We start from the raw sequence: 23,481 nt of genomic DNA on the forward strand, positions 1-23,481 counted from the left end.
AAGGTCGTAAAATCACATAAATTGAGCTATTAATCAAAGCATTTGTTGTTATTAACATCATAGAAAAAGCCCAAGCTTTTAGCTTTGTAATTGCCTGATGTATTAATGCAAACCTTAAAAGGTTCTGTTCTTACTGTACAGTTGTGAAACTTAACTAAATAGAACTCATAACCGTTTTTAACCTTTTTGTACGAACCTCCAATTGGCTGGCTGTAATCTATAGTAAGTCCTCTTATACTGGCAATTAACAAGCTTTCTTCGATACTATTTATATTGCCAATAAATTTGATGAGTTGTTTTTCGTTTATGACCAGTTTTACACTATCATTTTCGAGGTAAGCAATGTAATAGTATCCATGTAAGATTTCGCTTTTGAAACCAGATTTAGGGAGGTTAAACTTAATATTCATGATTTTTGATATTTCACCCTTAGCTGTAATAACCTCCGTTTCTGCATTAATTTTCTCCGGAAAATCCTGACGAAAACACACCCAATGCTCAAATTTTTTATCAGGTTGAATAGCCCTGATTAGTGCTTCGATTGCATTCAGCCCCGGCGGGATTTTTTCAAAACCTTGTTCAACCTTTCTGTTGCATGATAACAGTAGTAATGGAACAATAAAAAGATAATATCTTGTCAGTTTATGGAACATGTGGCTCTTTTAACTGATGATGGATAATTATAGGCTTTTCCATAACCGTTCGTTATCGGACAGATTTGTGCGATTTTGAACAGTTATTTGTTGTTTTATAAATTAATTTATTGATAATCAGTTTGTTGTATTGTGTTTAATGCCTTGGCATAAGATTAGCTTAAGGCTAAAGCGTTGAAAATGTAAAACCTTTTTCACTAAAATAAGCCAATACTTTAGGAAGTGCGTAAGATAAACGGTCGAATGCTTTTAAACTATCATGAAATACAATTATAGAACCATTTTCGGTATGTTTAATCACGTTTTGATAACATTTTTCGGGCGAAAGCTGAGTGTCGAAATCACCGCTGAGTACATCCCACATTACAATTTGCAGTTGGGAGTTGAGAGTTGTGGGTTGGGAGTTGCTGGGCGCTTTAAACTCCGAGCTCCAAACGCCAAGCTCCAAGCTACGAATCTGGCTCTTCCTAATCCTTCCATAAGGTGGGCGAAACAGGTTTGTTTGTGTAAGTTCCTGGCATTTTAGCGTATTTTGAAGGTAGGTTTCATTATCGGTTTTCCAGCCTTTTAAATGATTGAAAGTATGGTTGCCAATGGCATGTCCGTCGTTTTTTACACGTTCAAAAACTGCGGGGTGTTTTACAATATTATCGCCAATGCAAAAAAATGTAGCTTTAGCATTAAAGACTTTTAAAGTTTTTAATACAAAATCTGTAACATTGGGTATGGGTCCATCGTCAAAGGTCAAATAAATAACTTTTTCGGTGCGGGATTTATTCCATAATAGTGATGGATAATACCATTTTAGCAGAAGCGGTGATTTGATCAGGTACATTTTAGCTACAAAGTTACTAAATGCCTGTACAGATTGAAATTATTAAAGTTGTTTATATAGATTTGAAACAAATTATGAAGATGTTTACCAAGAATAAGTTAATTACCGGTTTTGCTTTTGTTATCGCGCTCAGTTTTGCCAATAAGGCTAATGCCCAGCAAGTTTTAACCATCCAACAGGCAGTAGATAATACCCTTAGAAATAATTTACAGATTAAACAGGCCGCATTTAGTGCTGCGTTAAGCAATGAAACGCTAAGTCAATCTAAAAATGCGCTTTTACCAACGCTTAACGGATCAGCAAGTTATAATAAAAACTTTGGCCGTAGCATCGATCCATCAACCAATCAGTTTATTTCACAGCAATTTTCATCAGCCAATGGTAGTGTAAGTGCAAGTGCCGATCTTTTTCAGGGCTTTCAGAAAATAAACCAGATCAGACAGAACAAACTTTTGCTTGCTGCCGATCAAACCAATGTAGAGAAAATCAAAAACGATTTAATTTTACAGGTGGTTACCTCATACATGCAGATTTTGTACAACAAAGATTTGTTGGCAGCTTCGCAACAACAGTTAGATGTAGCTAAACAGACCTTAAAAAGGGAACAAGCTTTGTTAGATGCTGGCAATAAAACCTTAGCCGATATTTCGCAGGCAAAATCTCAGGTAGCTACTGCCGAGTTAAATACTACAAATGCTCAAAATACATTGTCGGTATCTTATTTAACTTTAAATCAATTGATGGAAATGCAGCCAGAAAACAGATTTGAAGTAAAGGCACCTGTTGTTGCAGAAAATTATTCTTTGCAGAACAGTTATGATATTAATACAATTTTTACCAGTGCGGTAACTAATTTCCCTGATATTAAGTTAGCATCATTGAGAACTGAAGCTGCATTAAGAGGAATTAGTGTTGCAAAATCTTCTTATTACCCAAGACTATCAATCGGAGCTGGTTTAGGATCTAATTTTTCAAGCGGTAGAAGTAAGGTAGTTTCTATTACCCCAAATGGATTCTCTGAAATTGGAAGAACCTTAACAACAAACGAATCTGTTGTTGCACCAGATTTTGTAACTGTTTTAGGCAAACAAGCCTTTGGTTCACAAATAGAAGATAACTTTAACCAATATATTGGATTAAATCTTTCTATTCCTATTTTTAATGGGTTTCAGGCAAGAACAAATGTTAGAAAAGCAAAAATTAACTATCAGAATACACAGGTACAAGAACAACTTACCAAGAATAATTTAAGCAAGGTAATCTCTCAGGCTGTTTATGATTTAAAAGCAGCAGAAAGCCGTTATTCATCAACGCAGAATGCATTTCAGGCACAAAAAGATGCCTTTTATGTAATTGAGCAGCGTTATAATGTTGGTTTGGTAAACTCTTTAGATTACAGCACGGCTCAAACCAATAGAAATAAAGCGGAGATAGATTTTATCCAGGCTAAATATGATCTTTTGTTCAGGGCTAAAGTAATTGATTATTATTTGGGTAAACAGATCACATTTTAAGATTAAAAGCTGAAAATAGAAAACGGAAGCTTTAGTTTTATACCATAACATTACAACGTTTTAATTTTAAAACATTACAACATAATACAACAAACGAAATACAATCAATAAATTATGAAACTGAAGCATATTATTATTACCGTAGTTGCTATCGTAGCTCTTCTAGTTATACTAAAGCTAACTGGAGTTATAGGCGGGAACAAAACCGAAAAAGTAACTACAGAAAAAGCATCAGATAAAACTGTTGTTGAAACAGTTACTGCAAGTGGTAAAATTCAACCAGAAACTGAGGTTAAATTAAGTTCTGAAGTATCGGGAGAGGTAGTAGAATTAAAGGTGAAAGAAGGAGATATTGTTAAAGCAGGCCAATTGCTTTGTAAAGTACGTCCGGATGTTTTGCAATCGGGTTACGAAAGAACAGTTGCTACCTTTAATGCGCAAAGGGCCAGTGTGGCTGCAGCGCAACAGCAATTGATACAAAACCAGGCTAACTTTGTAAATGCAGAAGCAACTTACAAACGTAATGTAGAGCTTTTTAATAAAAAGGTAATTTCTGCATCAGAGTTCGATGCTGCCAAGGCGTCTTATCTAACTGCTAAAGCAAATCTGGCCAGTGCAAAAGAAAATGTAACCGGTGCTAAATTTACGCTAGAGCAAACAGGGGCAAATGTTAAAGAAGCAGGTGCAAACTTAGCTAAAACAACAATTTATGCTCCGGTTGATGGAGTGGTTTCAAAATTGTCAATCGAATTGGGAGACCGTATTTTAGGAACTTCGCAAATGGCAGGTACAGAAATTATGCGTATCTCTAACCTATCATCAATGGAAGTTAATGTTGATGTTAACGAAAACGATATTACCCGTGTAAAAGTTGGCGATAAAGCTTCGATTGAAGTTGATGCTTTCTCAGATAAAAAATTTAGGGGTGTAGTAACCGAAATTGCAAGTTCATCAACAGCTGTTGGTACTGCGGTATCTACTTCAGTAGATCAGGTAACCAATTTCTCTGTAAAAATTAGAATTACTGAAGAACTAGCTGGTAAACAACAATCTATTTTCCGCCCGGGCATGTCGGCCACAGTTGATATTGAAAGCGAATCGTTAACAGGTTTAGCTATTCCAATTCAGGCTGTATTTACCGATAATGGTAAATCTGGTGATGCTGGTCAAAACCAGGGCAATCAGGAAAACACCGATAAGCAGAAATCTAAATTAACCGATAAAAAAGTGAAGCAATATATTTATGCTTACGATGCTAAAACTAAAAAGGTTAAAAAGACAGAGGTAACCACAGGCATCCAAAATGACCAGTTTATTATTGTAAAATCTGGTGTTAAAGCTGGTCAGGAAATTGTTACCGGTCCTTATTCTGCCATCCAGAACAAGTTAAAAGACGGAATGATTGTAGAAAAAACATCTAAAGACCAATTGTTTAGCAAAGACGCTAAGAAGTAGTTTATAATTAATAGCAAGAAATAGTAACTTGCGTTGTTTAAGGTGTATTCCTAAGGGTTTAGGGTGTAAGGTTTAAGGTTGAGGGCAATTGGTCCTAGCTTTACACCTTACACCTTTTGCCTTAAGCCTTTAAAAGGCCTTACACCTTTTACCTTAAATATTTTTTATAAACATGGTACCTAAAATAGCAATGATTGGGGGCGGGAGCTGGGCGACTGCCATTGTTAAAATGCTTGCAGATAATTTATCTGAAAAGGAAATTTTTTGGTGGATGCGCAACGAGGCTGCCATAGCGCACATTAAAAAATTTAAGCATAACCCCAATTATATTAGTTCTGTTGAGATTAAACTTACTCAGGACGACCATATCTCTTCAGATATCAATTCCATCATAAAATCTGCCGAATTTGTAATTCTAAACGTTCCTGCAGCATTTTTAAAAGACACTTTAACTTCCATCACCGCTGAAGATTTAAAGGGCAAAAAAATCATTTCAGCCATAAAAGGCATAGTACCGGAAGATAATCTGATTATCGGCGAATTTTTGCACGAAAATTATAATATCCCATACGATGATATTTTGGTGGTTAGCGGACCATGCCATGCCGAAGAAGTAGCTTTAGAAAAATTATCATACCTAACCATAGCTTGTACCGATGTAGAAAAGGCATCCACTTTCGCTTCATTTTTAAATACCCGTTACATTAAAACAAACGTATCAGACGATATTTTCGGGACGGAATATGCTGCGGTTTTAAAAAATATTTATGCCGTAGCCAGTGGTATTTGTCATGGCATTGGTTATGGCGATAATTTTCAGGCCGTATTGATCAGCAATGCCATCCGTGAGATTAAACGTTTTGTTGATGCCGTTCACCCCATCAATAGGGATATTATGGAGTCGGCATATCTTGGCGATTTGTTGGTTACAGCCTATTCGCAGTTCAGCCGCAACCGTACGTTTGGTAATATGGTAGGCAAAGGTTATACCGTAAAATCGGCCCAATTGGAGATGAATATGGTGGCCGAAGGCTACTATGCAGTTAAATGTATGCATATTAAAAATCAGGCGTACAATGTGGATATGCCAATTTGTAAGGCGGTGCACAGTATTATTTATGAAAACCGTTCGCCGCATATCGAAATGAAATTACTGGCCGAGAAATTAAATTAGTGTCGCCCTGAGGGATAATTTATGGTGTAAAATGGATATAAATGACATAATGGGTTTTTATCGTATTTTAAGCTTCAAAGAATCGTCATTGCGAGAAGGCTTTTTCAGCCGACGAAGCAATCTTACAACGATCGCTACTAGCGTGCGCATTAAGATTGCTTCGTCGTGCCTCCTCGCAATGACGACCTTTCTATAGGAATCTGTCAATGCTAGTATAGTCAAAAGATCTATTTAATTTATCAGCCTCTGGAAGTCTTCGACTACGCTCTCCACAGGAGTCCTTTGGATAGACTGAAAACCGCTCTACTTAAATTTGTAGCCAGCTTCATGTTTCCTTGCAACCGTAGCTGTTTAGCCCCGGGCAAAGCGGTATCCCTGAAGCGCAGTGGAAGGATACAGCGTAGAACGGGAACAAACTTAAATAGATGCTGTGCCCATGCGCTCCAAAAAAACAATTTAAATCTTTTGTAAAGCAGGTTTGGTGCTTTTCGGTTAGGGTAGTCCTTCTTTTCGCTATTATCTTTTTGCGATCCGTTAGTGGGGATTTTTTTGGCAGTGCAACAAAAAGGATAACCGCTTCAATAAGGTTTATTTAACGGGAGGCAGTGCAAAAAAACGAAAAAAATAATTTTTGCTTGAGGAAAGGAAGTAATTAGGTGTTTTGTACTTCTTGCAGCACCAATTGCTTAGCCCCGGGCGAAGCGGCATCCCTGAAGCGCAGCGAAAGGATACAGCGAAGAACGGGAACAAACCCTAATAGTTGTCACTGTCTTTGTGCTCCAAAAATGATTTATTTTTTATCTCAATTATGCTTATGCTTAGCCACGTAAATATGGTTTATTTAATATTATCTGCGATAAAACAAATACAGCGATAAACTGTTATCACTTAAATAAAATATAGCTGTCATGAAAAGAAAATTAGTAATGGGTTTATTAACGCTGGCCTTATTTGGAGGTGCAGCCTTAACCGTAAATGCTCAGGAAAAGAAAAAAACTGAGGTTGGTAAAGCATTAGATCATACCGGAAAAGCAATTGGTAAAGGTGCTAAATCTGTAGGTAATAAAACTGCCGAAGTAGCAGTAAAAGGCAGTTCGAAAGTTGCAGATAAAACCTGGAAAGGTAAAATGGCTCCAGATGGATCTAATGTTTACATCAATGCCAAGAATGAAAAATATTATGTAAACTCGAAAGGTGCTAAAATCTGGTTAAAACCTAGTCAGATTAAAAATAGACCTGAGCCTAAGAAATAGAAGAATGTAATTTAAAGAAGTCAAGTTTTTAAAAACCTGACTTCTTTTTTATAAACAAAACGGAGGGTTTAATCTATACTATCGTTCCGTAAAGATCGAAATCTTCAGCCCGGTCAATTTTCACATTAACAAAGCTTCCGTTAGCGGCATAACCTGTAGCTGCATCGATTAAAACCTCATTATCAACCTCAGGCGAGTCAAATTCGGTTCTGCCTACAAAGAAATCGCCTTCTTTTTTATCTACCAGCACCTTGAAGGTTTTGCCTACTTTTTCTTGATTAATATCGAACGAAATACCTTGTTGTATTTCCATAATATCATCAACACGTTGTTGTTTTACTTCATCAGTAATATCATCAACTAAGGTATGTGCATGTGTTTTTTCTTCATGCGAATACGTAAAGCAACCCAAACGATCGAATTTGGTTTCTGCAACCCATTCCTTCATTTCTTCGAAATCATGTTCAGTTTCGCCAGGATAACCACAGATTAGCGTGGTACGCATAGCGATGTTTGGCACTTTATCACGGATCTGATTGACTAAATCGATGGTTTTTTGTTTGGTGGTACCACGGCGCATCGATTTCAACATATTATCGGTAATGTGCTGTAATGGCATATCCAGGTATTTGCAGATGTTATCGCGCTCGTTCATGGCATCTAAAATTTCCATGGGGAAACCAGAAGGGTAGGCGTATTGCAAACGGATCCATTCGATTCCGGGAACATCCGATAAACGGCGCATCAATTCATCTAACTTGCGCACACCATAAAGGTCTAAGCCATAATAGGTAAGGTCCTGAGCAATTAAAATCAATTCTTTTGTGCCGTTTTTAGCTAAGATTTTGGCCTCGTTAACCAATTCTTCCATTGGTTTACTCAAGTGTTTGCCACGCATTAATGGGATGGCACAGAAAGAACACGGACGGTTACAGCCTTCGGCAATTTTGAAATAAGCGAAATGAGAAGGAGTGGTGAGCAAACGCTCGCCAATAAGTTCGTGCTTATAATTGGCACCTAACTCATGTAAAATATTCTGTAGATCGTTAGTGCCAAAAAAGGCATCAACGTTGGTGATTTCTGATTCAAGTTCGGGTTTGTAACGTTCAGATAAACAACCTGTAACCACTACTTTGCCAATTTTACCGGCTTCTTTTAGTTCACTGAACTGTAGAATGGTATCGATTGATTCTTGTTTAGCATTATCGATAAAACCGCAGGTGTTAATTACAACGATATCATCTTTGCCCATCTTGTCTGATTCGTGCACAACATTTAAATTGTTGCCACGCAGCTGCCCCATCAATACTTCCGAATCGTATATGTTTTTTGAACAACCTAATGTAATTACATTAATTTTTGGTTGTTTAATTGCGCTTTTACTTCTTACTATTTTGGTATTCATATTAATTTTATTTACACCTTCCTTGCGGCTTGATTCCACAGATTTGGTGATTCCACTGATTCTGGTGTGGATATTTAAAGGACTACACAGCTATTCTTTTTACCTCACAGCTTGTGTTGCCAAAGTTAATCAGTAATCCTGTCTTAATTTTACTGGCTTTTAAATAAGATATAAGTTGGTTCTGAAATAATTTAGGTTGATACCCGGTTACAGATTTTAATTCAACAATTACCTTTTGCTCTACAACCAGGTCACATCTAAATTTACCAATAATTTGGTCTTCAAACATCACTATAAACTCCTTCTCAACATCAAATTTTAACCCAGCTTGCTGAAGTTTTATTTTAAGGGCATTAACATAGATCTTCTCTAAAAAACCTGGACCTAATTGCGTATGGACATTGTAGCAACAACCAATTATAATTTTGGTAAGCTCATGGTTTTCATATTCTTCCATTACTAAAATTACATAATAATCTGTGTAATCCTGTAATCTGTGTAATCAACCACGAAGTGAATTGTAGGCTAAATCCTCGGTGTAATCGACCACGAAGTGTTATTTAAACAAACTATTCACAAACTCTTTCTTATCAAAAAGCTGTAAGTCGCCAATTTTTTCTCCTACGCCGATATATTTAACAGGAATCCTGAACTGATCTGAAATTCCGATTACTACTCCACCTTTTGCTGTTCCGTCTAATTTTGTAATGGCCAATGCATTAACATCAGTCGCTTCGGTAAACTGTTTGCATTGTTCAAAGGCGTTTTGTCCGGTCGAGGCATCTAACACCAATAAAATTTCATGCGGTGCACCTGGCACTACCTTTTGCATCACCTGTTTAATTTTACCCAACTCATTCATCAAACCGATTTTGTTGTGTAAACGTCCGGCAGTATCAATAATCACTACATCTTCATCGTTAGCAACAGCCGATTGTAAGGTATCAAAAGCAACAGAAGCAGGATCTGAGCCCATAGCCTGTGCCACAACCCTCACGCCAACGCGTTCTCCCCAGAGTTTAATCTGGTCAACGGCCGCAGCCCTAAAGGTATCGGCAGCACCTAATACTACTTTAAGTCCCGATTCTTTAAGTTTATGGGCCAGCTTTCCAATGGTAGTGGTTTTACCAACACCATTTACGCCAACCACCATAATTACATAAGGTTTATGATCGCCGTATTCGAACTGGCGGAAATCGTTACTGTTGTTTTCGGATAAAAGCAACTGGATTTCATCACGAAGGATAAAATTTAGTTCTGAGGTATTGAGGTATTTATCTTTGGCAACACGTTCTTCGATACGTTTGATAATTTTTAATGTAGTACTTACGCCAACATCAGAAGTAACCAAAACTTCTTCCAGATTATCGAGCACTTCATCATCAACAGAAGATTTTCCTGCTACAGCTTTGGTAATTTTATTAAAGAAACCGTCTTTAGTTTTCTCTAAACCTTTATCCAGTGCTTCCTGAGCTTCAGGTGCAGTTTCTTTCTTTTTGAAAAAATCGAATAAACCCATATCTAAATTTTTATATAACAAAAAAAGCCCTTCCGGTTAAAACGGAACGGCCTTTAATATTTTTAATATTAAAAAATATTAACCTTATTTAGATGCAATAGCATCTTTTACGTGGTCGTTGTGTACGATAAGTTCTTTGAATGAGTAAGCACCGGTTTTTGGTGATTTTACCATTGTAATTACTTTCGAATATTCTTTACCTGTACCTGTTTTAAGGGTTGCAACTACTTTCTTTGCCATGTTCTTATAATTTTAATTATTAGATTTGAGATATCAGACATTAGATTTGAGACTTGCAAAATGCTTTAGTCTTTAAGCTTTGGTCTTTTATTTCTAACCTATTTAATTTCTTTATGTACGGTTACTTTTCTCAATACTGGATTGAATTTTTTCAATTCTAATCTCTCAGTAGTGTTTTTACGGTTTTTGGTAGAAATATATCTAGACATACCTGGCATGCCACTTTCTTTATGTTCAGTACATTCTAAAATAACCTGAACTCTGTTACCTTTTTTTGCCATTTTAATATAAATTGAAAACTGTTAATCTCAACAGTTAATGTTTTTTACAAAAATCCTTTTTTTACGAAACGGTTAATTGCTTCGCTAATGCCCACTTTATTGATGGTTTTAATCGCTGAAGTAGAAACTTTCAACGTAATCCAACGGTTTTCTTCAGGAATATAAAATTTCTGAAGTTGTAGGTTTGGGTAAAATTTGCGTTTGGTTTTAACGTTTGAGTGAGAAACGTTGTTACCTACCATTGCTTTTTTTCCTGTTAAATCACAAACTCTTGACATGACTTGTAAATATAGTTGTTAATATCGTCCGCTTAATTTTTTTAAGAGTGTGCAAATATCTGAATAATAATTGTAAACAGCAATAGCTTAGCTAATTATTTTTATAATAATATTTATGGGCAGAAAAGGTTTGTGCAATGTTTGTTAATGCCAAATCTTAAATTCTTCCTATATTACATCTATTTAAAATAAATTATTTCTTATCAAACGTTTGATATTCATTTTGATACGATTAGACTGTTTCTCCTTATTATTATTTATTTAAATTAGCCCCCACTAATCCAAAATATAGAACGAGCAATGCAAATTACATCTTTTAAGCAATACGAAGAAGATTATAAGAAAAGCGTAGAAAACCCAGAGCAGTTTTGGGGCGAAGTGGCGCAAAACTTTCAATGGCGCAAGCCTTGGTTCAAAGTATTATCCTGGAACTTTAACGAACCAAATATCAAGTGGTTCGAAGGCGCTAAACTTAATATTACCGAAAATTGTTTAGATCGGCACTTGGCCACCAATGGAGATAAACCTGCTATTGTTTGGGAACCTAATAATCCTGAAGAAGAAAGTGTTACTTATACTTATAAAATGTTGCACGAACGCGTTTGCCGTTTTGCCAACGTTTTAAAACGTAATGGTGCAAAAAAGGGCGACCGGATCTGTATTTATATGCCTATGGTGCCCGAGCTGGCTATTGCTGTTTTGGCCTGTGCCAGAATTGGTGCCGTTCACTCGGTTATTTTTGGCGGGTTTTCTGCTAAATCTATTGCCGACAGGATTAACGATTCGCAATGTAAAGTAGTGATTACGGCCGATGGTTCTTATCGTGGCAATAAACAGATTCCTTTAAAAGATGTAATTGACGATGCATTAATTGGTTGCCCAACCGTTGAAAAATGTATCGTGTTAACCCATATCCGTACACCTGTTTCGATGCTGAAAGGCAGGGACGTGTGGTGGGAAGATGAAGTTAAACACGTAAATGATATTTGTGAAGCGGAAGAAATGGATGCGGAAGATATGCTGTTCATTCTCTACACATCCGGCTCTACCGGAAAACCCAAAGGTGTGGTGCATACCTGTGGTGGTTATATGGTTTATGCGGGTTATACTTTTTCGAATGTATTTAACTATCAGCCTGGTGAGGTTTATTTCTGTACCGCCGATATTGGCTGGATTACCGGTCACTCTTATATTGTTTACGGACCGCTTTCGCAAGGTGCTACTTCGGTTCTTTTCGAAGGGATTCCTACTTACCCTACACCATCACGTTTTTGGGATATTGTAGAAAAACATAAAGTAAATACTTTATATACTGCGCCAACGGCTATCCGCTCATTAATGAGTTATGGTGAAGATCCATTAAACGGCAAAGATTTAAGCTCAATCCGCGTTTTAGGCTCGGTAGGAGAGCCGATCAACGAAGAAGCATGGCATTGGTTCGATGAGAAAATCGGGCACGGTAAAGCGCCTATTGTTGATACCTGGTGGCAAACGGAAACGGGAGGCATTATGATTTCACCTATTGCCACGGTAACACCAACCAAACCTAGTTTTGCTACATTGCCTTTACCAGGAATTCAGCCAATTTTAGTTGATGAAAATGGTAATGAAATTGAAGGAAATGGCGTAATGGGAAATCTTTGTATCAAATTCCCCTGGCCGGGCATGTTGCGTACCACTTATGGCGATCACGAACGTTGCAAACAGACTTATTTCTCTACTTACGAGAATTTATATTTTACCGGTGATGGCTGTTTGCGTGATGAAGATGGTTATTATCGGATCACAGGTCGTGTTGATGATGTATTAAATGTTTCTGGACATAGAATTGGTACCGCTGAAGTGGAAAATGCCATTAATATGCACGCTGGTGTGGTAGAAAGCGCAGTTGTGGGTTATCCGCATGATGTAAAAGGGCAGGGCATTTACGCTTTTGTAATTTACCCTGAAATGCATGGTGAAGCAGAATTATCTAAAAAAGATATTTTACAAACGGTTACCCGTGTAATTGGGGCGATTGCCAAGCCCGATAAAATATTGTTTGTTTCTGGTTTACCCAAAACACGCTCGGGCAAAATTATGCGTAGAATTCTGCGTAAAATTGCCGAAGGGGATACCACTAATTTAGGCGATACGTCTACACTGCTTGATCCAGGTGTGGTAGAAGAAATTATAGCGGCGGCCAAAAAGCTTTAACCATAATTTTAAGAAAAAGAAATGGCCCCGAAAAATCGGGGCCATTTCTTTTATGCTGTTTCTAGTAACCTGGGTTCTGAACCAATTTAGTATTTGCATCAATTTCACGTTGTGGAATTGGGAAAACTAATCTGGTAGAATTCCAGGGTAAGCTACCAATGTTGGTTTGCGTTCTTTTTGCATCATGTAATGAAAAGCCTTCAAAAGCAAATTCTAGTTTTCTTTCATTTAGAATATTTGCCAGGGTAGCGGTTAGTGTTGTTAAGCCAGCCCTGCTTCTAACGGTGGTTAAATCTTGTAGTGGTGTAACGCCTCCAATAGGAGCAGCCGGAGCTAAGCGTGCATTAGATTCTGCCCTGATTAAATACATTTCTGCCAACCTGATAACCGGAACATTTCCGAATTGATTACCAAATTTCGCCGTAAACATATCGTCATCGTCATAAAAAGCATTAATCCTGTCATCATTTGGAGCATAGGTTGCATCAATCCAATCTTGTGAAATTACCGCATCCCCGCGGCCACCAAATGTAGATGAACCATAAAATTCATTAAAACCATTAAATCCGGTAAGCGTTGTTACCTGCACGGCAAAAACATCTTCAGTAGTATTGTCTCCAGGTTTTGCGGGTCTTCCACTTTCTGGCATTTTAGGGAAAGCACTCAGATAAGTATCTGTTAAATGATAATTTCCAGATGTAATTACCCGGTTTGCAGCTGTTCCGGCTGCAGTATAATTACCTATTTGCAGATACAGTCTGGCCAGCATGGCTGCCGCAGCAGATTTAGTTGCGAAAAAACCATTAGTGGCCGGAAGTTTAGCTTCTGCCTCTGTCAAATCTGTTATCGCCTGATTGTAAACGGCAGCTACTGTGGCCCTGCTTACATAATTCGCTTCGCTTATGAGATTGGTTGGTGTTAACACAATTGGTACGCCCAAATTCGTGCTTGGAGAGCCATCATTGTAGGCTTTTGCAAATACCCTAACGAGTTCGAAATATGCCGACCCCCGGATAAATTTAGCTTCTCCCTCTACTCTATTCTTTTTCGCAGGCTCTACTTTGTCGAGGGCAGCAATTACATTATTGGCATCATTAATTGCGGTATAGCCTGCAGCCCAAACATTATCTACAAAGGTATTTGTTTTTAAAAGCTGTTTATTGATGGCCTGGGTCAGTTCCTCATATGTTCCGCCCCATTCAATGGCATCAGTATTCGCTAAGAAATCAGCCATTAAAAACGAACGGCCGCCAAAAAAATTACGGCTACCGAGATCTGAGTAAGCACCAACCAAGGCTCCTTCAACATCCTTTGATGTGAGTAAAGCATTCTTTTGCTCAATGGTATCAACAGGATTTATATCGAGTGCTTTCTTGCACGATGATAAAGCCATCAAAAACATGCAAGCAAATACGATATTATTTATATATGTCTTTTTCATTTTGATTCTTTTTTTAATTATAGGCCAATGTTAATACCTAATGAAATTACCCGTGGTTGTGGTGCTGAGTAAAAATCTACGCCTTGATTAATGTTTGTCGATTGATAATCTGCATTAACCTCGGGATCCCATCCTTTGTAACCAGTTATGGTAAGCAGATTTTGTGCCGTAGCATATAACCTTAATTTGCTTAACTTAATTTTGGTTAATACCGAAACCGGAAAAGTATAGCCAAGCGTTAATGTTTTCAAGCGGACATAAGAACCATCAGATAAATATCTTGTTGAGTTTCCAATACCATTGCCTGCAAACAGACGGGGTTCCGGAACAGATGTAACATCACCCGGTTTATCCCAATAACTCATTTGATCTGCAGTTTGGTTATCATAACCGTTTGATGCATTGGCGCTCATATACTGGCCGCCGGCATTGAAAATTTTATTGCCTTTTACACCTTGAAAAAATATACCTAAATCAAAATTCTTGTACGAAAAAGTGTTGTTTAAGCCAAATGTATATTTTGGGTTTGGGTTGCCTGCAAAAATCCGTTGTGCATCGTTAATGTTATTTGTTGTACTCCTGTCTACATTGCCATTTGCATCAACTGTGTTTTTGTAATAAATCGCATCACCATTAGCCGGATTTACCCCCGCATATTCCGGGATGTAAAATACGCCGATCGGTTGCCCTGAAATAGCCGCATTTATTTCATTGCTATTTAAAATCTGCCCGCCTAAATTTGTAATCTTATTGTTGTTAATTGCTCCTGTTATTGCGGTTGACCATTTAAACGCGCCTACAAAATTTTCTGTATTGATGCCCAATTCAAACCCGGTATTTTTTAATGACCCTAAATTTTGGGTTTTAGTAGAGAAACCTGTTGTTTGCGGGATAGGCACATCTAATAATAAATCGGTGGTGTTTTTTTGATAAAAATCAAAAATTCCCGTAATTCTATTCTTTAAAATACCAAAATCAAAGCCGATATCGAGTTGCTTCGTTTTTTCCCATGTTAAATCCGGATTGGCTATCCGCGAAGGAATCTGCCCAGGCAAACCACCATATGCCCCTGTTCCAGCGAATAAACCACGGGCAGAATAATTACCAATTTCGGCATTACCCGTTAAACCATAACTGGCCCTGAATTTTAACAAACTGATGGTTTCACTTTGTTTTAAGAAATCTTCTTCAGATGCAATCCAAGCCACTGAACCTGCCGGGAAATACCCATATCTATTATTGGTTCCAAATCGTGATGAACCATCAGCCCTTACACTAAAGCCCACTAAATAACGGTCGTTGTATTTATAATTGGCCCTAAAGAAATAAGACAGAAAGCTAAAAGCACCTTCATTACTGGTTGCAATTACTTTTGTTGCAGCAGAACCTAATTTAATGTAAGAATCACTCGGGAAATCCTGTCCTTCAATGGTGCTGTACTTGGTGGTTGATTTTTGATAACTTGTACCCAAAATCACATCAAAAGCACTTTTTCCGATAGTTGTATTGTAACTGAAGAAATTATTGGTATTGGCATTAATTACAAAAGTTGAAATATTTTGCCCGTAGCCATTTGATGTACCTGTATTTCTAAAAGTTAATGAACCATAATAACTTTCTTCGTTTTGATTTAAGTTATCAATAGAAAAATCAGTGCTGAATTTTAAGCCCTTGGCAATGTTTATATTCGCAAAAGCTTTGCCAATTGTCCGGTACACGGTTGCTTTATAAAAAGCATTATCGACACTTATAAATGGATTATAGTATAACGGATAGTTTGAAGCTGCTCCGGGTAAAGTTCCACTTATTAAACCCGACCTTGGGTCTATAAAAGGCGTAATGGGAGAGAGCGCTACAGATTGTAACGGACTTGAAAAGGCATTATCATTTGATAGCCTGTTATTAATGCTGTTTGAAAAATTAAGGTTAATACCCACTTCTAAAAAATCGGTTACTTTATTGGTCAGGTTTAACCGGCCGCTATAGCGTTTATAACTGTTGCCTATCACAATTCCTTGTTGATCTAAGGCCTGGCCACCGATGTAAAATTTCGTTTTTTCATTTCCTCCTGTTAAATTAAGGTCGTATTGTTGCGTAACAGGTTTATCCTGAAAAGAAGCAGCTTCCCAGTTAGAGTTTACCTTATAAGTTTGATAATCGTTGTTGCCCGCCGAATACCGGTTTAAACGCGCCTCTACACTTGCGCTATAATCATCTAATGCTTCTTGCAGGGTTGCGTAATCTCCATTGAGGAAATCCTGATTCGCCTGGCCCTGCCCAGCCCTGCGCTCTATTTGAACGTACTGTTCTGCATTTAAAAAATCCCTATGGTTAGAAGGTGAGCTTATGCCACCAAGTGCGTTAAACTGGATAAGTGTTTTGCCTGCCTTACCCTGTTTGGTTGTGATCAATACCACACCGTTTGAAGCTCTTGCGCCATAAATTGCCGATGCCGATGCATCCTTTAATACTTCTATAGATTCGATATCATTGGTGTTTATATCTGCCAGCGCACTCGTAGGCGCAGTAGTACTCGAAAAATCTCCCGAGGTAATTGGTATTCCATCAACGATGTATAGTGGCTCGCTACCTGCTGTTACTGATGCAGCGCCCCTTACCCTTACCGTTATTCCCTGCCCTAATTTTCCATTTTGAGCGGCAATCTGAACACCTGCTGCTTTTCCTTGTAAGGCCTGTTCAAAACTTGTTACTGGTAAGTTTTCCAGGTCTTTAGATTTAACAGAGGCTACAGATCCTGTCACATCACGTTTATTCTGCGTTCCATAACCCACCACCACCACATCCGATAGCGTATTGTTTTCTTCATCAAGATTTACGTTAATGCTTTGCCCGGTAATAGGCACTTCTTTGGTTTTGTAACCGATAAAGCTAAAAACAAGTGTTTTGGCATCATCCGAAACGGTTAATTTAAAGGCGCCCGAGGCATCACTCTGCGTGCCGTTAGCTGGTGAGCCTTTTACAAATACGCTAACGCCCGGAATTGGTCCTGAGGCTGACGTAACTTTCCCGGTAATCACTTTGCCTTGTGCGAAAGCAAACGAAATTGTACCGAGATACAAAAGCATACTTAAGAGTAGTTTTTTCATCAAATTGGTAGTTTAGTTAGTAATGTTTAGTAGTTCGTAAAAACGATTTTTTAATATAATTAAAAATTTTTATAAAACCTGCTGTAGTGAAGCAAAATCGGATAGTTGTTTGGTTTTTTGAGCTTAAATCAAAACAAAAAGCGGTAAAAAGTGTTGATACATTTAAAAAAGCATATTATTTACCACAAAAAAACACGAGCATGGATAAGTTAGAATTAAAAGGGAAGTGGAATGAAATAAAAGGAAAGGTTAAACAAGCTTATGCCGATTTAACCGACGATGATTTAAAACACGAAGAGGGGCAAGACGATGAATTGTTGGGGAAACTGCAACAAAAAACAGGAAAAGGAAGAGATGAACTTGTAAAATGGATCAATTCATTATAACATCAATTTTATTAATCATATACAGGCGGCCAATTTTGGTCGCCTGTTTGGTTTAAAACCTTATGTCATGAGTGATATTGCACAACGGTTTATTCAAAATCCAATACTTTGTCCAAAAGATTTAGTGCCGAGTACAACGGGCCTGGAAATCGCATGCCTTTTAAATCCTGGTGTTTTTACCTTTCAAAATAAAATATGGCTTCTGGTGCGGGTAGCAGAACGGCCCGCGCAAAAACAGGGACTTATCTCTTTTCCGGTTTTAAGGAAAAACGGCATCGAAATTATCGAGATAGCAGAGGCAGACCCTGCTTTGGTAGCTAATGATCCAAGGGGATCAATTATCAGGGTGCCGATTATTTAACCACCTTATCGCATTTAAGGCTCGTTTGCAGTGATGATGGCGTGCATTTTTATCAACCGGCCGGTTATCCTTTATTACAGGGTGAGGGAGAAGATGAAACTTTTGGCATTGAAGATTGCCGTGTATCCTTAATCGATAAAACCTACTATTTAACTTTTACTTCGGTATCTGCCCATGGGGTAGGGGTTGGATTAAGGACGACAAAAGATTGGAAGTGTTTTGAGAAACACGGCATAATTATCCCGCCACACAATAAAGACTGTGCTATATTTGAAGAACGCATTAACGATAAATTTTACGCCTTACACCGGCCTAGTAGTGTGGCGCTGGGTGGTAATTATATCTGGTTGGCCGAATCTCCGGATGGCATTCATTGGGGCAAACACAAATGTATCATCAAAATCAGGCCTAAAGCACTGGGATAGTGCCCGTGTTGGTGCCGGCGCTGCCCCCATAAAAACCGCAGCAGGATGGCTCGAAATCTATCATGGTGCAAACGGAAAACGTCAATATTGTTTAGGCGCTTTTCTAATGGATTTAAATGATCCATCCAAAGTACTGGCCAGAACCGAAGAACCGATTATGGTAACAACAGCAGATTACGAGCTGCATGGTTTCTTTGGTGAGGTGGTATTTACAAACGGCCACATCGTTAACGGAGATGAATTAACAATTTATTATGGTGCAGCTGATGAGTTCGTTTGCGGGGCCAAGTTTTCGTTGAAAGAAATTTTGGAGGTGTTGGCTTTTTACCACTAAGACACAAAGACACAATTTTCTGCATCATGCAACCAATGAACTTTGTTTTTTTACCACCAAGACACGATTTGTGTTTTTATACTTTGTAGTAGGAATTAATGAACTTTTAGGCAGGAAGGGAAGAGTTTTTTTATACACTTTATAGTCCTGATAGTATCACAAAATTTCGTTTTTAAACCGGCTTGAAGGGAAGATCCTTTTTTGCGGCCTGAGCAATTGGGTATTGGGCAAAAAAGACCGCACTGGTCTTAGTGTCTCGCTAAGACCTTTTTCTTTTCGCTCAATAAACAATCGCCCATATTTATGAAGCGGATGACTGAGGGTACAAGTATTGTAATATTACCTAGGAAACCTTATCCTCGCGGAAGGAATGGTTACCTAACAGATTATGGAGAAGTTTACCGCAGTAACCCTAGCTATTATCCCAGGTTTAGTTTTTAATTTTAGTCATCATGAATATGAAAAGAGCTTATTATTATCTGTTTTATAAACTATATAAATTTTGGGAAGCGGTATCAATACCTAGAGTTTTGGAGCGATTGGAAAGCGGAATTTTGTACTGATGTTTATTGCTATTTTGGGAGCATCTGTTTTGGTTTATTACAAGGTATTTATCAATAGATACTTCCATTTAAGTGATTCTAACTTACCTGTTATTATTGTCTGTATTTCAATATCAATCTTTAACTATTTCATTTTTCACCATAAAAATCAATGGAAAGTTATAGTTAAAGAATTTGAAACCTTGCCGATAAAAGAGAAATAGACGCGGATCGGTTGTGGTTGGGCTTGTAATAATTGCTGTAATTTTAGATCTTGTATTTAATGAGCAGAATAGATTGGAGTCGATATCGATAGAATGATAACCGTTTATATAACGTTTTTTATAATTTGGAATAAATAATGGGAGGTTTGTCATGTAAAACGGTACGTTGGTGTAATTTTTTTGCTAAATGTTGATTATCAAGAGAAATTGATCACATCAAAACATTTAAATATGGTATCTAAATTTTCGGCTCTCCACTTCCTTCCAATGGGTATTTACTGCCCCGATCTTAAAGAACAAAAAATACTACGGCTTTTACCTGGTGCTGAGTTCGTTTTTGCAGTAGCGGTTTTTGTTTCGACCTCCTGAAGATTCCATCTAGGATCTTATTATTTTTTTTAGCATTGTTTCAAAGCAAATTGGAACAGTGCAGGCATAAGCTTTGGCCAGTCTCACTTTATATTCTCAAAAATAAAATTCACTCTCTATGAAGAATAACTATAAATTTCTTTTTGCGCTGTTGTTTTTATTCCTAAAACATCAACTTTCTTTTGGACAGTTTGAAGTGCCAAAGGTCATTCCACCATCACCTGATGTAGCATCCTTAACAAGGTATGCGGAAATTCCCGTTAGCTACAGTACCGGTGTGCCTGATGTAAGTGTGCCTATCTATACGGTTAAGACAGGGAGCATTTCGCTGCCAATAAGCATTTCCTATCATGCAAGCGGGATAAAGGTTAGGGATATTGCAAGCGTGGTAGGCCTTGGCTGGGCCCTGAATGCCGGGGGAACAGTAGCAAGGACAGTTTTGGGTAGAAGAGACGAGAGCCTTGACTATATCTCGCCTTACAAAACTACAGATGACCTCCAGACTGCCCGAACCTCTGTTACCAGTGAAGGTGATGCGATCAATCTGATGAATCATTTTCAGAACATGAACAAAAATAATTTTGAGACACAGAGTGATAGGTATGCCTATAATTTTGGAGGTAAGTCAGGATTTTTTAGGTTTGACTGGATTAATGGTTCTGTAAGGTTGATTCCGTATGCCCCACTTAAAATTACAAAGGAATATATTGACAATAATGTAGCTCCCCAGAATCTTTATTATGCCATAACGGATGAAAGTGGTACAAAATATTATTTTCAGGCAGCAGAGTCGACCACACAGGGCGGAATGTCGCCGACTACTGCATGGAACCTAACAAGAGTCGTTTCCGCTGACCAAAAGGATGAGATAAAGCTGCATTATTCTTCTGGTGAGGTTATTGTTCAGCTCTCGGAAGTTACTACCGTGGCGAGAAATCCGGGCAACGGGCTTAGTGGAGCCTCGCAAGTCCCATCATCAACGGAATTTGTCAGGACCCCTATAGGCAGCCAGAATTACCCTAAGCGGCTGGACAGCATAACCACTACAGACGCAATTGTTAAATTTGAGTACAGCGGTGATCGGGTGGATGGAAGACAGATGCGCTTGGTAAAGGTTACTGTAAACAACAGGGTATCTAACGATGCGATAAAAGAAGTTACTTTGGGACAAAGTTATTTTGGTACCTCGACAGACCATACCTTGAGGATGCGGCTCGATGCGATCCAGGTGAAAGGTGGTCCAGGTTCACAACCAGAGAACTATTCCTATTTGTACAACAATAATGTACCTCCGGGATACTATACTACCAGTGGGTATGTTTTTCCTGGCGGAAGTTCATTCCCGCCCTACATATTAGAAGATTATTGGGGGTACAGCGGAGGGGGTAGTGGGATTCCCAGTGAGTTTCTGGGTTTTTTAAATTCTTCGGAATCAAACCTATATGGAGGTAGTAGAAATCCTGTGGCGGCCTCGGTCCAGGATTGCATCCTGCAACAGATAAAGTATCCGACAGGTGGTAAGACGGTATTCGAATTCGAAAATAACAGGTCAGAAAACCCAAAATTTTATGATTATCCAAATCAGACCAATGCGAATAATGGCATAGTGGGCGGCCTGAGGATAAAAACAATAAAAAATTATTCGGCTGAAAATTCGCTGGCATTTCAAAAAACATATACTTATGATTGGGTAGGATCTGAGCACACCATTTCATCTATACTGTTCAGGTACCAACAGCCAATAAACTATGGTAGAAGTGTAATAAATGATATAGGAAGCTATACAGGACATATCCCTATAGGAGTAATTAGCAGTAATGTTGCAACCTCCTCAAGTCTTTATCCATTGTCAGTCCTGTCGGGTTCCCCTGTTGTCTACGGACAGGTGTCAGAATACAATGGGACATTAACAGAAAATACAGGAAAATCGGTCTTTACTTACTATCTACCTTTTGACACTAGGCTGGAATCTACAAATATATTAAGTGCTCCAAAATTTATCAATGAATTTACGATCGACAGGGGTACAATGAACCCATTGCTAGCGTCTAAAACAGTCTATAAGAATATCAACGGTTTATATACCAAGGTAAACCAGATAGAAAACCGGTATTCTCCCAGAAGAATGAACGAATTTCTAACTGGCATACGTGTCGATCAGGAGGTTCAGTTTAGGGATCTAACAGGGTACTTCTCTCCTGATGATTACGACACGCCATATTGGTTGGAATATTTAAACTCATATACTTGGGAAGCGACAAAAGGGTATGAAGATGTAACGACACTTGATACCACGATAATAACGGATCTTTCAGATCTAAATAATCCGGTGAGTCAAACTACTGTCTACAATTACGATAATCTTGATCACCTGCTGCCTACCAAAAAAACTGTTACAGATAGCAAAGGAGGCAACATCACAACAGAGATGAAATATCCCCATGATTTTACCGGAACGCAGCCCTACACCGATATGGTAGATACCTATCATATGTGGGCACCTGTAGTTGAACAGCTAGATTACAAGAATTCGGTTACCCCATTGAGTGCAGTTAAGAACAACTATTACAATTGGGGGAATAATATTGTTGCACCGATAACTATTGCGGGCAAGACCGGAACGGGAAACTATGAATCCCGGGTAACTTTTGAGGGCTATGATGATCATGGGAAGATAAAGGGTGTCTCTAAAACAGGAGCTTCAAAAACATGCTATCTCTACAGTTACAGGTCACAGCATCCTATTGCTGAGATCAAGAATGCAGACTATACGACAGTAGAGTCGTTATTGGGAGGTAGTCCGGCTGTTACTGCTTTTAGTAATCTGGTCAGTCCCGACAAAACGGCGATCGATAACTTTCTTTTGCCGCTGAGGAACAATCTTCCCGATGCATTCATTTCGAGCTATGTGTACAAGCCACTTGTTGGTATGGTGAGCCAGACGGACGCAAAGGGTATGACCGTTTATTATGAGTATGATGCTTTCCAGCGGTTGAAACTGATCCGTGACCAGAACAATAATATTGTCAAGACCTATTGTTACAACTATGCAGGCCAGGTCACCGACTGTAATGCTGGCGGAGGGACGACAACTCCTCAGCCTAGCCAGGTCTATGCACGTATCGAGGTACTGAACCCGAGCTGGAGCGTTCCGATTGATGGAAGTACGACAGAGGCGGATATCTACCTTGCCCTTTATAGTGATGCGGCCTGTACGCAGCCGGTTTCTCTGCCGCAGGGCTTTGATGTGAATGTAAGTACTACGGGCACTTATTTTTACAATAACAGTTCTTCGGTTTCGAGCTGGCCGAATACCTATAGTGTGCCAGCCAATACCAGCCGAGTGCTGCTTGGCCGTTATGTCACCGATTCGTGGTACTCTTATTACGATCCTTATTATGGCACGATAATCAATTCAGAAAACTACACCTACCAGGTGGAGGACAACGGCGCAAATGTTTATATCCCATCACCAACTTATTAGAAAAC

The 23,481-nt window shown here is 38.5% G+C and carries 20 protein-coding genes; 10 read left to right on the forward strand and 10 right to left on the reverse strand.

The features are described 5' to 3' along the window. Positions 1-29: 29 nt before the first annotated feature. Positions 30-653 (reverse strand): hypothetical protein, encoded by a 624-nt coding sequence (locus LQ201_RS17490; RefSeq protein WP_230144686.1) that lies wholly within the window; start codon positions 651-653, stop codon positions 30-32. A gap of 166 nt (positions 654-819) precedes the next feature. Beyond that, the gene (locus LQ201_RS17495) at positions 820-1,488 is read right to left on the reverse strand and encodes a polysaccharide deacetylase family protein (protein WP_230144687.1); all 669 of its coding nucleotides are present in this window, start codon (positions 1,486-1,488) and stop codon (positions 820-822) included. Between the two features lie 20 nt (positions 1,489-1,508). On the opposite strand from LQ201_RS17495, the gene LQ201_RS17500 reads away from it, so the two are divergent. The 4 genes from LQ201_RS17500 to LQ201_RS17515 all read left to right on the forward strand — a co-directional run bounded on the left by LQ201_RS17500 (position 1,509) and on the right by LQ201_RS17515 (position 6,884). Next, positions 1,509-3,002, forward strand: a complete 1,494-nt coding sequence (locus tag LQ201_RS17500; protein WP_230146658.1) for a TolC family protein — start codon at positions 1,509-1,511, stop codon at positions 3,000-3,002. A 114-nt stretch (positions 3,003-3,116) separates the two neighbouring features. Continuing rightward, complete coding sequence (locus tag LQ201_RS17505) at positions 3,117-4,457, forward strand: efflux RND transporter periplasmic adaptor subunit (RefSeq protein ID WP_230144689.1); 1,341 nt, start codon at positions 3,117-3,119, stop codon at positions 4,455-4,457. 172 nt (positions 4,458-4,629) lie between these two features. Then, a complete protein-coding gene (locus LQ201_RS17510) occupies positions 4,630-5,631 on the forward strand; it encodes an NAD(P)H-dependent glycerol-3-phosphate dehydrogenase (protein WP_230144690.1) in 1,002 nt (333 codons plus the stop codon). A gap of 908 nt (positions 5,632-6,539) precedes the next feature. After that, positions 6,540-6,884, forward strand: a complete 345-nt coding sequence (locus LQ201_RS17515) for a hypothetical protein (protein WP_230144691.1) — start codon at positions 6,540-6,542, stop codon at positions 6,882-6,884. Between the two features lie 73 nt (positions 6,885-6,957). Here LQ201_RS17515 and rimO read toward each other — a convergent pair whose 3' ends face one another. From rimO to rpmB, 6 genes are all read right to left on the reverse strand, one after another. After that, complete coding sequence (rimO, locus tag LQ201_RS17520; protein WP_230144692.1) at positions 6,958-8,289, reverse strand: 30S ribosomal protein S12 methylthiotransferase RimO; 1,332 nt, start codon at positions 8,287-8,289, stop codon at positions 6,958-6,960. A gap of 82 nt (positions 8,290-8,371) precedes the next feature. After that, a complete protein-coding gene (locus LQ201_RS17525) occupies positions 8,372-8,746 on the reverse strand; it encodes a GxxExxY protein (RefSeq protein ID WP_230144693.1) in 375 nt (124 codons plus the stop codon). Positions 8,747-8,845: 99 nt separating this feature from the next. Then, positions 8,846-9,808 (reverse strand): signal recognition particle-docking protein FtsY, encoded by a 963-nt coding sequence (gene ftsY, locus LQ201_RS17530; RefSeq protein ID WP_057932079.1) that lies wholly within the window; start codon positions 9,806-9,808, stop codon positions 8,846-8,848. Positions 9,809-9,892: 84 nt separating this feature from the next. Then, the gene (locus LQ201_RS17535; RefSeq protein WP_010599808.1) at positions 9,893-10,048 is read right to left on the reverse strand and encodes a DUF4295 domain-containing protein; all 156 of its coding nucleotides are present in this window, start codon (positions 10,046-10,048) and stop codon (positions 9,893-9,895) included. 98 nt (positions 10,049-10,146) lie between these two features. Beyond that, the gene (rpmG, locus tag LQ201_RS17540) at positions 10,147-10,329 is read right to left on the reverse strand and encodes a 50S ribosomal protein L33 (protein ID WP_010599807.1); all 183 of its coding nucleotides are present in this window, start codon (positions 10,327-10,329) and stop codon (positions 10,147-10,149) included. 44 nt (positions 10,330-10,373) lie between these two features. Then, positions 10,374-10,607, reverse strand: coding sequence for a 50S ribosomal protein L28 (rpmB, locus tag LQ201_RS17545; protein WP_025145121.1), 234 nt, complete (start codon positions 10,605-10,607; stop codon positions 10,374-10,376). A gap of 300 nt (positions 10,608-10,907) precedes the next feature. Here rpmB and acs point away from each other — a divergent pair, with 300 nt between their 5' ends. Then, on the forward strand, positions 10,908-12,803 hold the full coding sequence (acs, locus tag LQ201_RS17550; protein ID WP_057932078.1) for an acetate--CoA ligase: 1,896 nt from the start codon (positions 10,908-10,910) through the stop codon (positions 12,801-12,803). 61 nt (positions 12,804-12,864) lie between these two features. Here acs and LQ201_RS17555 read toward each other — a convergent pair whose 3' ends face one another. Then, positions 12,865-14,244: a RagB/SusD family nutrient uptake outer membrane protein gene (locus LQ201_RS17555; protein WP_230144694.1), complete on the reverse strand. Its 1,380-nt coding sequence runs from the start codon at positions 14,242-14,244 to the stop codon at positions 12,865-12,867. A 17-nt stretch (positions 14,245-14,261) separates the two neighbouring features. After that, on the reverse strand, positions 14,262-17,351 hold the full coding sequence (locus LQ201_RS17560; protein WP_230144695.1) for a TonB-dependent receptor: 3,090 nt from the start codon (positions 17,349-17,351) through the stop codon (positions 14,262-14,264). A 200-nt stretch (positions 17,352-17,551) separates the two neighbouring features. Between LQ201_RS17560 and LQ201_RS17565 the strand changes: the two genes are divergently transcribed. The 5 genes from LQ201_RS17565 (at position 17,552) to LQ201_RS17580 (ending at position 23,476) form a co-directional block, all read left to right on the forward strand. Then, a complete protein-coding gene (locus LQ201_RS17565; protein ID WP_029276197.1) occupies positions 17,552-17,737 on the forward strand; it encodes a CsbD family protein in 186 nt (61 codons plus the stop codon). A gap of 67 nt (positions 17,738-17,804) precedes the next feature. Continuing rightward, on the forward strand, positions 17,805-18,098 hold the full coding sequence (locus LQ201_RS17570; RefSeq protein WP_230144696.1) for a hypothetical protein: 294 nt from the start codon (positions 17,805-17,807) through the stop codon (positions 18,096-18,098). A 41-nt stretch (positions 18,099-18,139) separates the two neighbouring features. After that, positions 18,140-18,523, forward strand: a complete 384-nt coding sequence (locus tag LQ201_RS25640; RefSeq protein WP_253074030.1) for a hypothetical protein — start codon at positions 18,140-18,142, stop codon at positions 18,521-18,523. After that, a complete protein-coding gene (locus LQ201_RS25645; RefSeq protein WP_253074031.1) occupies positions 18,462-18,857 on the forward strand; it encodes a hypothetical protein in 396 nt (131 codons plus the stop codon). Before LQ201_RS25640 ends, LQ201_RS25645 begins: the two co-directional genes overlap by 62 nt. Positions 18,858-20,110: 1,253 nt before the next feature. After that, the gene (locus tag LQ201_RS17580; RefSeq protein WP_230144697.1) at positions 20,111-23,476 is read left to right on the forward strand and encodes a hypothetical protein; all 3,366 of its coding nucleotides are present in this window, start codon (positions 20,111-20,113) and stop codon (positions 23,474-23,476) included. Positions 23,477-23,481 lie beyond the last annotated feature (5 nt).

The sequence above is a fragment of the Pedobacter sp. Bi126 genome, assembly GCF_918698245.1.
Classification (GTDB): Bacteria; Bacteroidota; Bacteroidia; order Sphingobacteriales; family Sphingobacteriaceae; genus Pedobacter.

Excerpts from the sequence above, each read along its gene's own strand:
- LQ201_RS17490 (WP_230144686.1), bottom strand. The coding sequence starts at position 653 with ATGTTCCATAAACTGACAAGATATTATCTTTTTATTGTTCCATTACTA.
- LQ201_RS17495 (WP_230144687.1), bottom strand. The coding sequence starts at position 1,488 with ATGTACCTGATCAAATCACCGCTTCTGCTAAAATGGTATTATCCATCA.
- LQ201_RS17500 (WP_230146658.1), top strand. The coding sequence starts at position 1,509 with ATGCCTGTACAGATTGAAATTATTAAAGTTGTTTATATAGATTTGAAA.
- LQ201_RS17505 (WP_230144689.1), top strand. The coding sequence starts at position 3,117 with ATGAAACTGAAGCATATTATTATTACCGTAGTTGCTATCGTAGCTCTT.
- LQ201_RS17510 (WP_230144690.1), top strand. The coding sequence starts at position 4,630 with ATGGTACCTAAAATAGCAATGATTGGGGGCGGGAGCTGGGCGACTGCC.
- LQ201_RS17515 (WP_230144691.1), top strand. The coding sequence starts at position 6,540 with ATGAAAAGAAAATTAGTAATGGGTTTATTAACGCTGGCCTTATTTGGA.
- rimO (WP_230144692.1), bottom strand. The coding sequence starts at position 8,289 with ATGAATACCAAAATAGTAAGAAGTAAAAGCGCAATTAAACAACCAAAA.
- LQ201_RS17525 (WP_230144693.1), bottom strand. The coding sequence starts at position 8,746 with ATGGAAGAATATGAAAACCATGAGCTTACCAAAATTATAATTGGTTGT.
- ftsY (WP_057932079.1), bottom strand. The coding sequence starts at position 9,808 with ATGGGTTTATTCGATTTTTTCAAAAAGAAAGAAACTGCACCTGAAGCT.
- LQ201_RS17535 (WP_010599808.1), bottom strand. The coding sequence starts at position 10,048 with ATGGCAAAGAAAGTAGTTGCAACCCTTAAAACAGGTACAGGTAAAGAA.
- rpmG (WP_010599807.1), bottom strand. The coding sequence starts at position 10,329 with ATGGCAAAAAAAGGTAACAGAGTTCAGGTTATTTTAGAATGTACTGAA.
- rpmB (WP_025145121.1), bottom strand. The coding sequence starts at position 10,607 with ATGTCAAGAGTTTGTGATTTAACAGGAAAAAAAGCAATGGTAGGTAAC.
- acs (WP_057932078.1), top strand. The coding sequence starts at position 10,908 with ATGCAAATTACATCTTTTAAGCAATACGAAGAAGATTATAAGAAAAGC.
- LQ201_RS17555 (WP_230144694.1), bottom strand. The coding sequence starts at position 14,244 with ATGAAAAAGACATATATAAATAATATCGTATTTGCTTGCATGTTTTTG.
- LQ201_RS17560 (WP_230144695.1), bottom strand. The coding sequence starts at position 17,351 with ATGAAAAAACTACTCTTAAGTATGCTTTTGTATCTCGGTACAATTTCG.
- LQ201_RS17565 (WP_029276197.1), top strand. The coding sequence starts at position 17,552 with ATGGATAAGTTAGAATTAAAAGGGAAGTGGAATGAAATAAAAGGAAAG.
- LQ201_RS17570 (WP_230144696.1), top strand. The coding sequence starts at position 17,805 with ATGAGTGATATTGCACAACGGTTTATTCAAAATCCAATACTTTGTCCA.
- LQ201_RS25645 (WP_253074031.1), top strand. The coding sequence starts at position 18,462 with ATGGCATTCATTGGGGCAAACACAAATGTATCATCAAAATCAGGCCTA.
- LQ201_RS17580 (WP_230144697.1), top strand. The coding sequence starts at position 20,111 with ATGAAGAATAACTATAAATTTCTTTTTGCGCTGTTGTTTTTATTCCTA.